Raw genomic sequence first — 13,109 nt, 5'->3', positions numbered from 1 at the left:
TTAGTTCAAGGGAATGCAAAGTGAAACGTTATTCCATATGTTATCTAGCTTCACGGGCTAGCACTATGTTCTGTTTCGAGTTCAACAAATCCTAAGAGCTAAACAAGTCCGCTCGGCTTTAAAAATTAAGGAGGTTTTTTATATGAACAAGGATTGGATAAAATTGATGATTGGTGCTTTTTTTGAAGTATTATGGGTCATCGGAATGAAACATAGTAATACATGGTGGGAGATAATACTGACTATTGTCTTCATTTTCATCAGTTTTTACGCATTGATAAAAGCTGGAGAAACGTTACCTGTTGGAACAGCTTATGCGGTATTTGTTGGATTAGGCACAGCAGGTACAGTGATTACAGGTATCCTATTTTTTGGTGAAGAATTTAAGCTATCAAAATTAGTATTGATTGCAGTATTACTAATTGGCGTGATGGGCTTGAAATTTGTAACAGGAGAGAAAGGAGCGAGTCAAAAATGAGTTGGGTATTTTTAATGGTCGCAGGAATTTTTGAAATGCTAGGCGTTGGATCAATCAATCGCTTTAATTTAAATAAAGATAAACAGTCTTTATTCCTATTACTACTTACATTTGGCAGTAGTTTTATTTTTCTTTATTTAGCTATGAAGAGTTTGCCGATGGGGGTTTCGTATGCTATTTGGACAGGTATTGGTGCAGCTGGGGGAGCCATGTTAGGAATGCTTTTTTACGGCGAATCTAAAGATTGGCGCAGAATCATTTTTATTGGGATTATTTTAGCATCCGTTATTGGGTTGAAATTGATTGGTTGATACATTTAAAATTGAGGCAAAGATAAATAGAATTTATTTATCTTTGCCTCAATTTTTAGTATGTACTACCTATGTTAAATAAGTTGGATAGCTACTTTGCATTCATAAGACTAACTAATTGTTCTTAGTTTTTCCATTTTTTTATGTGGAGATGCTGGGTATTAGTTTACTTTTCTGAGTACATTTTGCTTTTTGATATGGTTATAAACCGTTGGCACCGAGAGATTACATTTTTTCGCAATTTCAGGAACAGATAAATCTGAATTAGTATACAGTTCTAATGCTTCCTTTACCTCTTGAGTTCTTGGTGGGCGTCCCAGTTGTTTGCCATTTTCTCTGGCAGCGTCAAGGCCGGCCATTACCCGTTCACGAATCAATTCCGCTTCCATTTCGGCAAATGCACCCATAACGGTGAAAAAAAAGCGTCCCATTGCTGTCGTGGTATCGATATTGTTTTGAATACTGACAAAGTGAATATTTCTCCGATCAAATTCTTCTAACAAATTCAGCAACTGTTTCGTTCCTCTGGACAATCGATCCAGCTTAAAAATAACCAGTGTATCACCTGATTTTAGACAGGACAATACTTTATTTAGCTCACTTCTAGATGATTTACGACCACTTTCCCGTTCTTTATAAATGAAATCTACGCCATATCGTTCAAGCGCTTTTTGCTGAGAATCAAATTTTTGTTGATGCGTACTGACACGCATATAGCCGATCACTGCCATTAATAAACACCTCTAAATGATTGATAGTTGGATTGCTACTAATAAAAAAAATGTAATGTTGTTCACTTATTCAACGATTGAAACAACTGAATGGAAATTGCTAAACACCATGATCACCGCCCTTTAGATTAATAATACAAAGAGTAAAAAAAATTTTTAAATGCTATTGACTTTCAGTTTCCTCTATAATAAACTAATGTTTTTTATAGAGCTGAAACGCCTGCGATTTTTTTCAGAGGAAACAGTTTAGAAATACGCCATGAAGGGATTTGTCCATTCAAACGTATTTCTTTTTTGCGTTTTAGTTGATTTTCTCAATATCATTAGTTTTTTGGACTCCTCAAATGACTTCAATTCATCAGTGAGAAGCCTTTATTGAGTTTATACTAGTTGATTTTTTTGATTGTTAAATGGAGGAACCAGTGTTTTTGGAAGTACAAGGCAAAGTGAGGGTTTAGAAAAATGAGGGAAGAGCGAAACAAGAAACAGCAACCAAATAAAAGAAAAAGAACTGCGAAATCATCAGCGAAGCAAGCAGTAATTGAAAAAAGCTCTAATCGTTCAAAACCAACAGCCAAATCAGTGAATAAGAAACCACATGCTAGGAAAAATAAAAAAAAGCAGGTTCCTATTTCTAAAAGAAAGAAAAGTATCGCCCATCATAAGCCCCAAAAAACTGTTTATACATTGCTATTTAACGTCATTTTTTATGGCTTTATTTTGTTCGTAGTGATAGGATCAATTATTTTTGCAACTACCAAAAATGCGGATAAGAGCGTTTTAGGACATCGATTCTTGGGTGTGTTAACTGACTCAATGGTACCTAGAGATCCTGAAAAACAAAAAGGAGGATTTCATTCTGGGGATGTAATCATTATAAAAAATATTGCAGGTAATGAGGCTGAAGTGGGCGATATTATCACATTTCGACCAAGTATCAAAAGCCAAGCATTTTTGACTCATAGAGTGAAAGAAAAGTTGGACCACTTAGGTGAGACAAAAGGCACCTACTATATTACGCAAGGAGATGCTAACTTAGCGGAAGATGTCCCTGTTAATGAAAAACAAGTGATCGGGAAAAAAATCCTAGTAATTCCAAAAATAGGTGCATTTCTAAGCTTTGTCCGTGAAAACCCGTTCGTATCAATTATTTTTTTGATCTCGGTTTTTGGCTTTATAACAATCATCAGATACTACATTTTAAATAAGTAAAAGGTATTTACTTTTTTAATAAAGGCAAAAAGACGATTCTGTCACCATTATTAAAAAGTTAATAATAAAAAATTGGGGAGGAACTTGAAAAATGAATAAAAACAGAAAGAAAAAAGTCCTTGCATTGGCGAGTGTTTTTGCACTTGCTGCAATAGCGGCGGCAACATTCGCATGGTTTACCAGTGAAGCCCAAAAAACCAACCACTTTGAGGGACAGATTGCAACAGGAAAAGACATTGAAGTGGTGGAAACGTTTGAGCCACCGACCGAATGGGATCCAGGTTCAGAAGTAAACAAGGATGTAGCAATTCAAAATATAGGTGAATATAAAACCTTGACTCGTGTCTCTTTAGCAGAGTCGCTGAAACTTTTGAAAGACCATCAAGCAAAACCAACAACAGGTGCTGAAATTGAAGGGAAAACAAAGAAAGAAGTTTACGTGTTGCAAGGTACAGAGGCTCCAACTGGCTTCACAGATTCTAAGTTTGACAGCACTGGTGCACCAAAAATCACTATAGCTGCCGGCGATTTCGCAGGAACTTACACATTGAAAGTCAAAGAAAAATCTGAAACCGTTGGAACAAAAACAACGTACACTTATCGTTATGCTTTTGAAAAAGACGGCTCTTTATACTATGCAAGCGGTATTGATGGATTTGTTCGTAATGCAACAAATCAAATCAGCGTAAAATCTGGTACACCTGCACTTAGCTACGTATCACTAGAATACAAAGATGCTGAAGAAAAGGAATGGACGCAAGCGCCTATTTATGCGCCAACATTCACTGAAGATGGTACGTTGATTTGGAATGCACCTGCAGCGACAGGATCAGACAACATCCAAATTTCATTCAACAACATCACAACAGATCCAACTGTTGCAGACAAATGGTATTTCAATAAAGCAGATGGATATTTCTACTATACTAGCGTACTAAATCCAGGTGCTAATACAACACAATTGATGGATGCAGTGAAATTACTAGGTACAGCAGGAAATGAATACAGCAAATTGAGCTATGACCTAACCGTAAAAGGTGAGGGTGTTGCAGCCTATAAAGATGCTGTAGATGGCTGGTTACCAACTGGTGTCAATGATTCTTTAGCTACTGCGCTAAAAGCATTAGTACCTGCTAAATAATTTAAAAACAGCTATCTATTTTGAGGAGGAAAAAGGATGAAAAAAAGATACAGGGGAGAAAAGTGCTTACTGGTATGCTTATTTTTACTAATCAGCCTATCACTTGCTTTAAAACCTGTTGAAGTAAGCTCTGAGTCCAATCTTCCTCCTGGAATAGTTGCTGGTGATGATCAAGGCATCAAAATAAAAAATGACGGTCAATATCTCGTTGAGATTCAGGATGTAGCACCAGGGAAAAAATGGTCCACAAAAATCACAATCATCAATATTGAAAAAGACATCCCCTATCTCTTAACAATGAACATAAGCAAACCGACAATGATCAAAGGCACATTAGACTTGTCCAAAGCGATTCAGATGACATTGATCTACGAGGACAAAGAAGTCTATAAAGGCCCCTTATCCGGCGTAAATAAAATGTTAAACCTCCAAGACCAATCAACGCCATTAAATCTAGGCACATTTAAAGCCGGCGATACAAAAATGCTGGAAGCGCGCTTTGAATTGGATGGAAAATCGTATACTAACAGAGATTTTTTTGAAAAGAATATTGTGGAGAATATTTGGTACTTTAAAGCCATAAAAACGACTTTACCTGATACCTCAGATCCAGATCAACCTGAGAAACCTCTTATAGAAAAACTAATAAGCAAGTTAAGGTTGCCAAATACAGGAGAAGAATGGCGCAATGCGTTGATTTTTTCGTGTATAGGTTTGTTCTTGATATTAATTTCTTTATTGATAGTTAAACATAAAAAACAAGAAAGAAAACCTCGTAAAAAGAAACGAACACATTAGAAGTACGAAATTAGGAAGTGGATTTCTTAGAACGATCAAATGATAGGAGGCGGAGTAGTGTGAAAAAGAATAAACAAAATTCTGTTAAAAGAAACAAACGAAGAAAAAAGAAACAAGTGAAAATAAATACGAAATTAATTATTGCAGTCTGCACATTTCTCTTTTCTGGTTTGATGGTTCTAGGAAGTACATATGCTTGGTTCATCTCAGCAGATAGTGAGGTCAATCATTTTGTCGGAACAAGATTGTCAGCCGAAATTGTAGAAGAATTTGAACCTGAGTTTGAATGGCAACCTGGTTTAACAACAAAAAAAATCATTCAAGTCAAAAACACTGGTAATATTCCAGCATTTGTTCGAATCAGTTTATATGAATACTTATTAACATTCAAAATAGATACCACGGATCAAACCGGTAATGGTAATTTATCAATTTCTCCACAGGAGGTATCGCCAACTGTTAATCAAAAGAACACAGAATCATGGCGACCGGCGGCTAATGCTGGAGGCACTTATTTACATGAAGGCAAAAATCTTATTGCTGCAAAAGCGATTGTCCCAAGTCAGCTTACAGATACTGAAATGTATAAGTTCAATGATAGTGCCAGAGATAAAACTGAGTTACGTTGGTTTCAGTTGACTTTTCCCGACAATGTTTATGATTCAACACCTCCAATTGGAACGAAAGAGTATTGGTTATATAAAGACGGATATTTTCACTATTCTGAGTTGCTTCAGCCTAATGAAGTAAGTGCAGCCGTATTGAATAATGTTCGATTAAGTTCCAATGCACCCAACAAATTTAAAAGTTCTCTCTATCAATTAAACCCTTTAATGGATGCACATGACGGAACAAAAGGACTTTTAAGTACATGGAATATCGGTACCTCAGGAGAGATATACAACATGTATCATGATCGTTTAAGTGACTAAAAGGAGTGGATAGAGCGTGAAAAAAAAGCAGACATCAAAAAAGTATCCAACCGTTAAACAGCTCTTTTTATTTACAGGATTTTTAGTGATGCTTGTTAGTCTTTCCTTTGGACTATATCAAACCTATGCCGCCTTAACGGATAGTGATCAAAAGCAGAATGAATTTAGGCTGGGCGACTTTCAAACTTCAATAGAAGAAGAGTTTGATCCACCAATGACATTTGAACCTGAAAAAGAGTATTTGAAAAAAGTATCTATAAAAAATACTGGCGAACAGGAAAGTTTTGTACGCGTCTTGGCCTTGCCTGTCCTTACAAAAAAGCAACCGAATGGCTCAATCACATTATTACCAGCAACCATTGATGGACCAGCTCCTATCTTAAGTATTGATTATAATTTAAATGACTGGATCGATGGCGAAGATGGTTATTTTTACTATAAAAAGAAACTAACAAAAGGTGAAAGTACAACAAACTTATTCACCAAAGTGAAAATGAATCAAGCCAATATCACCGAAGAGTATGCAGGAGTCTTATTAACCTTTGAGGTCAAGGCAGAAGGAATCAGCACAACAAAATTTGCTTATAGAGATGCTTGGTGGGGTGGTGAAATACCGACCGTTAATCCAAGTTTAGAGATAGATGATCAATTAAAAAATCAAACTATCAATGAGTAGAAGTTGAAATTCTAAGGACAGGAAAGAGGGTGCCGTTTTGAAAAAAAAGAAAAAAGGACGATTGATCTCGTTGAAATGGTTCATACTGATTTTTTGCTTGATCGGTTCTGTTTATGTAGCACAATCCTCATTGTCGTATACGAATGCTCCCGTTAAGGCCGCTAAAAAAACAGAGTTGCAGCCAGGGCAAATAGAATTAAGCAAAACAGCTGAGCCGGTAGCAGGGATGGTCAATCAATGGGATATCACGCTTCGTATCGAAGGTCGTAATCAATTTCCGCCACCACCGACAGATATTGTTTTGATTATCGATACATCAGGAAGTATGAAAGACAACGATCGTATGATCAAAGCAAAGACTGCTGCTGAAAAGTTCGTAAACCTAGTTTTACATAAAGATTACGACAATAGAATTGCACTTATCACTTATAGCTCAGAAGTTACAAATTATACATTTAATGAAAGTGGTTGGAGCGAACAATTTGTCGACTCTAAACATAAAGGGTTATTAATCGATAAAATAAAAGAACTAGAACCAGTTGTGAATGGTGGAACATTTACTCAAGCTGGCATTAAATCTGCAACTGAAGTTATGGCAAAGGCTAAGGGGAAAAAACGAAATGTTGTGCTGATATCAGATGGTGTTCCAACTTATAGCTATCCGCCTACTGAACCATATAATCAGTTGATTGGTATGGATAAATTTAATTACAAACAAGATGACTATACCTATTACGAAAGTGTTAAAACAATTCCAAAAGAAAAATTCAATTACAACAAAACCTATGGAAATGGTGTCAGATATCGGAACGGTGCATTTGCTCCTGAGTATGAACAAATGCCGGCAAATTCCAAAAATCGATTAATGGCTAATCATGCGCACAGTGCAATTGCTGAAGCCACGATTACAAAAAACGAAAAAATGTCGAATGGTGAGTATGTAGTGACCGATTTTTATACGATCGGTGTGGATATGGATTCCACCTCTCAAGATGATGAAGTTGTCAGAGGAAATCAAACAATGAAAGAGATTGCTACTTCTGAAGATAAAAGTTTTTCTGCAACAGCAGATAATTTAGAAGATATTCTTAGTAGTATTGCCGGAGAAATCGTAGGGGCAATCAAATCAGCATTTGTTGTCGATCCAATGGGGCTAGGTTTTGAAATGGATGGGGATGTCAACGTTAGTCAAGGGACCACTGAGATTAAAGAAGTCATTGGTCGACCGACGATTAATTGGAATGTTGGAACACTCAAGACACCTGTTTCTAGTGATCCTGATGAAGATGTTATGTTTGCGGAGATAAAGTACCGAATCAATGCTGTGAATGACATCTTAAAGCCAAATATCATTGATTCCAATGGATTAGCCGCAACAAATGGTAAAACAACGATTGTTTATAAGGACTATAGCGATGAGATCAAGCAAACCGAATTCGTTGTACCTAAAGTCAAACCGATCATTGTTAGTTTGCAAAAAAAGTTACACGATGAAAAAGGTGAAGAAATAGATGATCAAACGGAATTGTTTGATTTTAACTATGGTAAAGATCAATACACAGCAAATGATCGCTTCTCACTTTACTCAAATGAGGTCAAAAAAATAGTCCATCCATGGAAAGCCGATCAGAATTACACAGTAGAAGAAGTATTAAAAGCCAATCAAGAGTATGAAACAACAATCGATATCAATGGTTTAGCGACTACTGGGGGAAAGAGTAGCTTTAAATTCGCACCCAATGCAGATGCCTACGCACATCAACAAATCATTGTTACAAATAAGAAAATTCCAGAAAAGAAAACAGTTATTTTGAATATCCGACAAAGTGTGCTTAAACCAAATTCAGAATTAGTCATTCCATCAAAAGGATTTTACCAATCTGTGATCAATGAAACACAGCAAAAGCTAAATTTAATTTCTGCAAGTACAACTAAGGATTCAGCAACTGAGCTATCCCAAGAACTCTTTACAAAATATGAAATCACATTAGCGAAACAGCAAGAACAACTTAAAATCAAGGATCTGATTCCGGAATATTATACGTTTTTTGCGTATATCGCAACCACGACAAATTTGAATTTAAACATAACGCATCTTTCTAGTAACACTTCAGCTTTAGTCAAGAATAATGAAGCTATTTTAGATTATCAAAAAGATAATGAGTATTGGGTAACGATGTTCATTACACCAAATTTTGGGGAAGATAGTAATGAAGAACTCTTTATTTCACCTAGACCATATAGTTGGGATTACAAAGTGAACAAATTTGGTTCGTCGTTTTAATTAAAAAAAACAATAATGCTCAATAAATGTTGTTTTTTTTAAGATTTTGTTTGTATTCATTTACCGTTGCTTGATAGTCTAAGGATTCTAATATAGTAAGGTAGTTTGTAATATTTGAATTAGCCGGTTGTTTTTTGATCATAGCTTGGGCAATCTCGTAATTTAAGCTTGCAATGATCATTTCAAATAGCCGGTAATTCGTTTGAGCATTTTCTTTTGCCAATTTTGAAAAAAATATAGTATTTTCGTAATCTTGGCAATCTAAACATAAACACGAAAGATTGAGATAGATGTGTAGCTTGATATCTTGATACTGTTCTAGAGTGCCTAATGTATCGATTTTTTCTCCGACTAAGGTTCCTAGAGCGATTGCCTCAGAGAGCTCAAAACAGTATAAGGAATTATTCAACAGTTTCAATTCATAGAGATACCACTTGTCGATTCCTATCAAATATTGTTTGATAGGAAGCATTAACCTTTTCAATGGGCCAATGGTATCAAACGTTGTTTGCCCAGAGTTTAAATAAAACATTGCTTGCGAAATCAAATTTAGGTGAGCGTATTTTTTATTATTTGTAGTTGTATACAGCTGTTCAGACCTTTCTGTAAGCAATGCCAGGCTTTCCGTGTCTTTTTTAAAAACTGCTTGGCTCAATTGATGGTACAAATGGTTTTCAGTTGGAAAAGATTCAGGGTCCAGTAAAAATAGGAACTCATCTACAGAAATAAAAAGCTTTTCCAGAATCATTAAAAATTTGTCAAAGGATGGCATGTTGGCATTTGTTTCAATCAAATAATAGGTTTGCCGGGTCATGATTCCCTCATAGATATCTTTTTGACTAAGTCCTTTTTCTTGCCTAATTTTCTTTAATAATGTTCCATAATCATTCAAAATAATGCTCCTTCCTTTGGGTATAAGATACTTTACCTAGTGAAAAATTTTACAATGCTTATGTTATTATAGCAAAAACATTAAATAACTATCAGCTTACAAGATAAATTCATGATTAATTTAAAATTAATTTGAAATACAGAAAGGGGTTGAGTGAAATGATTCAATTATTTATTTGGTTTATTACCTACTAGAATTAGTATTCAGAAGAGTCAAAAATTAAAATTGTTAGGAGAGAGTTATTTTATGAAACAGAAAATCAGCTATTTATTTTTTTCATTCGTTTTAATTTTATTAGCGATGGTTTCTCTAGATGGGATACAGGCTGAAGCTGCTCAAATTAACGGATCGTGGTCAACAGGATCATCTGTAAACAGCCAGACAGGAACTATGTTTACAGATGATTACATATCAAATACAGAAAATAGTCTTTTAGGACGCGAGAATGCAACATCTCGATTTTTCACCCCAGTATTCTGTGGTGGCGTTCAAGTATTAAAGTATGATGAACGCACTAATGCAAGATTATCAGGTGCGCAGTTTACAATTTATGACAGCTGGAATCGACCTGTCCAAGTGATTGAAACAAACTACAAAGGTATCGCTGAAACAAGGTCGTTGCGTCTAGGTAATTATTCTATACGTGAAACAAAAGCACCTTCTGGCTACCAAATAGAAACAAGTGAGGTTCGTTTTAGCCTACTTTGGGCGGGACAAATTGTTTGTTTAACGAAATGTAATAAACCACTACCAGTTCAAAAAGGAAGCCTAAAAGTCATTAAAACCAATGAAAATAAGCAAGTTTTAGCAGGTGCTGTTTTTGATGTTTATAACGCAAATAATCAATATATGGGAAGAATCACGACTAATGCTAATGGAATAGCAACTTTGGGAAATCTTCCTTATGGAACATATAAGTTGATTGAAGTAAAAGCGCCAAATGGCTATGAATTAGATTCAACACCGAAATACGTTACTATTTCTGCAACCTCACCAAGCGGAGTGGGTAGCATCAATATAGTGAATAAAAAAGAAATCGCAACAGGTGAACTTGAAATAATTAAAAAAGATGAAGCAGGTAAAGCTTTAGCTGGAGCAGAATTTATTGTTTTTAATAGTAATCTGGCGATAGTTGGACAAGTGCAAACGAATGCTAATGGAATAGCGGTATTAAAAGACTTACCTTATGGAAATTATGCAGTGGTCGAAATGAAGGCGCCAGATGGCTACGAATTAGATTCAACAACCAAATATGTTACAGTCTCTAAAACCGATCCAAAGGGTAAGGTAAGTATTACCGTAATAAACAAGAAAAAAATCACAACAGGCGCGCTTAATGTCATCAAAAAAGATGAAAAAGGCAAGTTATTAGCCGGAGCCGAATTTGAAGTTCGTGATGCAAAGAACAAAGTTGTTGGGAAAATCACAACAGGTGCCAATGGAATCGGCGTATTGAAAGATTTACCATTTGGGACTTATAAACTAATCGAGACAAAAGCCCCAGCAGGCTATGAATTAGATGCAACACCGAAAACAATCAAAATTTCTAAAGATGATCCAAATGGTGTGATCAGCGTAACAGTTGTGAATAAAAAAGAAAAAACAACTGGAAATCTTGAAGTAGTGAAAAAAGATGAAGCTGGCGTTGTGTTAGCCGGAGCCGAATTCGAAGTTCATGACGCAAATGATAAAGTTGTTGGGAAAATTACAACAGGTGCCAATGGAATCGGCGTATTGAAAGATTTACCATTTGGAACCTATAAACTAATCGAAACAAAAGCCCCAGCAGGCTACGAATTAGACGCAACACCGAAAACAATCAAAATTTCTAAAGATGATCCAAACGGTGTGATCAGCGTAACAGTTGTGAATAAAAAAGAAAAAACAACTGGAAATCTTGAAGTAGTGAAAAAAGATGAAGCTGGCGTTGTGTTAGCCGGAGCCGAATTCGAAGTTCATGACGCAAATGATAAAGTTGTTGGGAAAATTACAACAGGTGCCAATGGAATCGGCGTATTGAAAGATTTACCATTTGGAACCTATAAACTAATCGAAACAAAAGCCCCAGCAGGCTACGAATTAGACGCAACACCGAAAACAATCAAAATTTCTAAAGATGATCCAAACGGTGTGATCAGCGTAACAGTTGTGAATAAAAAAGAAAAAACAACTGGAAATCTTGAAGTAGTGAAAAAAGATGAAGCTGGAGCAGTATTAGCCGGAGCGGAATTTGATGTTTATAACGCCGCAGATGAGCTGGTTGGAAAAATCACCACAGATGCCAATGGAATCGGTCAATTAAACGATCTACCTTATGGTATCTATAAATTGATTGAAACAAAAGCGCCAGAAGGCTATGAATTAGATACAGCACCAAAATTTATCACATTATCTAAAACAGATCCAAATGGCAAAGCTTCTATTGATGTGGTCAATAAAAAAATAGAACTACCGGTTACGGGCTCTTTAAAAATCACTAAATATGTGAAGGACTCCGACCCAATTGTGTATTTAGCAGGAGCTGTTTTTGAAGTCTACGATACTAACACACAACTCGTAGGCACTTACAAGACAGACGCTAATGGAGAAATTCTTTTAAATGATCTGGAGCCAGGAAGATATTATGTGGTCGAAATCGAAGCACCACCAGGCTATGAGCAAGACTCGACTTTTTATGATGTAGTAGTTGAATCAGGAAAAATAGCTGAAGTTAGACATGCGAATCTCAAAAAAGAAAACTTTGGTGCCTTGAAAATTACAAAATTTGCTAAAGATGAAGATGGTTTTGAAACAGATACTGTCTTGCCGAATGCAGAGTTTGAAGTAAAGGATTCAGCTGGAACGATTCATAGAGGTGTCACCGATGCCCAAGGTGAACTATTCTTCCCTGGTTTACCAGCTGGAGAAGTAACAATCACTGAAACAAAAGCGCCAGACGGCTATGAAATCGACTCAATGACTCAAACTAAATCGATCGTTGCAGAAGTAATTACCGAAGCAACTTTTTATAATAAACCTAAACAAGAACAAGGTCGTGCCTTAGTTTATCTTTCAAGTAAAGATGCAAAAAAAGTGCTAAAAGGCTTGGAATATAGTATTACATGTACTAAAGGTGCAGCCTTTGAAACCACTGTTGTATCCAATACATTTGGGCAAATGAGTATTTACTTGCCGCCTGGTGAATATGAAATCGAGCCAGTTGTAAAAGGGTATAGCAACGATACTAAACCAAAAAGCTTCAAAATTGAAGCGAAAAAATTCACTGTCATTGAATTGGAAATTTAAGCTGGATCAATGAACGAAAAAATTGTTTTAAAATAGATTGTTTCAATAGCAATCTATTTTAAATAAATGATAGTAAAGGTGCACATTTTATTATCGAAAAACATTTAGGAGGAAAAAATATTATGAACAAACAAGCTGAAAAAAAAGTTGGAAAAGCTTTTGAAGAATTAACTTCAGAAGAAATGAATAAAGTACAAGGGAGCTTTTTCGGTGGATGGGGCAGTTGGTCATCATCATCATCATCTTCTTCATCAAGTAGCTGTTATTCTACAAGATGTAGCTATAGCTGCTGCTCTTCAAGATGTTGCGGATGTTAATCTAAAATAATCAAGTTGCTAGACGAGCTCCTCTTGAGAGGAGATTTGTCTA

The 13,109-nt window shown here is 35.8% G+C and carries 12 protein-coding genes; 10 read left to right on the top strand and 2 right to left on the bottom strand.

The window, feature by feature from the left end; genetic code table 11:
- Positions 1-142 precede the first annotated feature (142 nt).
- The gene (locus BCR21_RS06575; protein WP_069645685.1) at positions 143-478 is read left to right on the top strand and encodes a DMT family transporter; all 336 of its coding nucleotides are present in this window, start codon (positions 143-145) and stop codon (positions 476-478) included.
- Positions 475-789: a DMT family transporter gene (locus BCR21_RS06570; RefSeq protein ID WP_069645684.1), complete on the top strand. Its 315-nt coding sequence runs from the start codon at positions 475-477 to the stop codon at positions 787-789. The genes BCR21_RS06575 and BCR21_RS06570 overlap by 4 nt, the downstream gene beginning before the upstream one ends.
- Positions 790-950: 161 nt before the next feature.
- Here the strand turns inward: BCR21_RS06570 and BCR21_RS06565 are convergent, their stop codons facing one another.
- Complete coding sequence (locus BCR21_RS06565) at positions 951-1,520, bottom strand: recombinase family protein (protein WP_069645683.1); 570 nt, start codon at positions 1,518-1,520, stop codon at positions 951-953.
- Between the two features lie 462 nt (positions 1,521-1,982).
- On the opposite strand from BCR21_RS06565, the gene BCR21_RS06560 reads away from it, so the two are divergent.
- The 6 genes from BCR21_RS06560 to BCR21_RS06535 all read left to right on the top strand — a co-directional run bounded on the left by BCR21_RS06560 (position 1,983) and on the right by BCR21_RS06535 (position 8,563).
- Positions 1,983-2,732: a signal peptidase I gene (locus BCR21_RS06560; protein WP_069645682.1), complete on the top strand. Its 750-nt coding sequence runs from the start codon at positions 1,983-1,985 to the stop codon at positions 2,730-2,732.
- A gap of 91 nt (positions 2,733-2,823) precedes the next feature.
- Positions 2,824-3,873, top strand: coding sequence for a BsaA family SipW-dependent biofilm matrix protein (locus BCR21_RS06555; RefSeq protein ID WP_069645681.1), 1,050 nt, complete (start codon positions 2,824-2,826; stop codon positions 3,871-3,873).
- Positions 3,874-3,909: 36 nt separating this feature from the next.
- Positions 3,910-4,671, top strand: coding sequence for a hypothetical protein (locus BCR21_RS06550; protein ID WP_069645680.1), 762 nt, complete (start codon positions 3,910-3,912; stop codon positions 4,669-4,671).
- A gap of 59 nt (positions 4,672-4,730) precedes the next feature.
- Complete coding sequence (locus tag BCR21_RS06545) at positions 4,731-5,603, top strand: BsaA family SipW-dependent biofilm matrix protein (RefSeq protein ID WP_069645679.1); 873 nt, start codon at positions 4,731-4,733, stop codon at positions 5,601-5,603.
- Positions 5,604-5,619: 16 nt separating this feature from the next.
- Positions 5,620-6,279 (top strand): hypothetical protein, encoded by a 660-nt coding sequence (locus BCR21_RS06540; protein WP_069645678.1) that lies wholly within the window; start codon positions 5,620-5,622, stop codon positions 6,277-6,279.
- Positions 6,280-6,316: 37 nt separating this feature from the next.
- The gene (locus BCR21_RS06535; RefSeq protein WP_069645677.1) at positions 6,317-8,563 is read left to right on the top strand and encodes a vWA domain-containing protein; all 2,247 of its coding nucleotides are present in this window, start codon (positions 6,317-6,319) and stop codon (positions 8,561-8,563) included.
- Positions 8,564-8,582: 19 nt separating this feature from the next.
- Here BCR21_RS06535 and BCR21_RS06530 read toward each other — a convergent pair whose 3' ends face one another.
- Positions 8,583-9,455: a helix-turn-helix domain-containing protein gene (locus BCR21_RS06530; protein ID WP_069645676.1), complete on the bottom strand. Its 873-nt coding sequence runs from the start codon at positions 9,453-9,455 to the stop codon at positions 8,583-8,585.
- Between the two features lie 246 nt (positions 9,456-9,701).
- On the opposite strand from BCR21_RS06530, the gene BCR21_RS06525 reads away from it, so the two are divergent.
- Entirely contained in the window at positions 9,702-12,740 is a 3,039-nt protein-coding gene (locus tag BCR21_RS06525) for a SpaA isopeptide-forming pilin-related protein (RefSeq protein WP_069645675.1), read from the top strand.
- Between the two features lie 122 nt (positions 12,741-12,862).
- Positions 12,863-13,057 (top strand): serine-rich class II lanthipeptide, encoded by a 195-nt coding sequence (locus BCR21_RS16825; RefSeq protein WP_139125618.1) that lies wholly within the window; start codon positions 12,863-12,865, stop codon positions 13,055-13,057.
- The last annotated feature ends 52 nt before the right edge of the window (positions 13,058-13,109 follow it).

The sequence above is a fragment of the Enterococcus ureasiticus genome, from assembly GCF_001730285.1.
Classification (GTDB): Bacteria; Bacillota; Bacilli; order Lactobacillales; family Enterococcaceae; genus Enterococcus_L; species Enterococcus_L ureasiticus.
The sequence above is the reverse complement of the archived record's forward strand: the minus strand, read 5'-3'. Positions and strand labels throughout refer to the sequence as shown.